Below are 533 nucleotides of genomic sequence, written 5' to 3'. Positions count from 1 at the left end.
GATCTGCATCGAAGCGCGGCACGCGCAAAAGATATTGCACGAGACGCTCAACAAGACGGATGCCAATGATGCGGATGGCCTGGCCCAGATGGCCGAAGCCGGCTTCTACAAGGCGGTCCGGGTAAAGTCATTTGACAGCATGCTGACGCGCACCCTGGTGGCGGCTCGCAATCAGCTTTTGAGCATCTCGACCCAGCTCAGCAACCAGATCCGCGGCCTGATGAAAACATTCGGCTTCATTGTTTCCAACGGAAAGGGTAGGGTGTTTGATGGCAAAGTGAGGGAGCTATTAGCTGGGAATGACGCCCTTGCAGCGATCATATTGCCCCTGCTTGATGCGTGGCGTGGCATCCGCAAGCGCGCGGCCGATCTGGATCGCCAGCTGCTCGCAGTGGCACGGCAGAGCCAGCCGACGAAGCTCCTGATGACGATCCCGGGTATCGGCGCCGTTACGGCCGTCTCCTATGTTGCCGCGATTGAAGATCCAGAAAACTTCAAAACGTCGCGCTCAGTTGGTGCCTGGCTTGGGCTGA

Annotated in this window: 1 protein-coding gene; it reads left to right on the top strand. The window is 58.3% G+C overall.

All coding sequences use genetic code 11. The annotated features are described in order from the left end of the window. Nucleotides 1-533: transposase (locus IB244_RS31645; protein ID WP_192307002.1), on the top strand; the 533-nt coding region annotated here is incomplete at both ends.

It is taken from the genome of Rhizobium sp. RHZ02 (genome assembly GCF_014851575.1).
Classification (GTDB): domain Bacteria; phylum Pseudomonadota; class Alphaproteobacteria; order Rhizobiales; family Rhizobiaceae; genus Rhizobium; species Rhizobium altiplani.
Note: the sequence above shows the minus strand (reverse complement) of the source record. Positions and strands in the feature narration are given on the sequence as shown.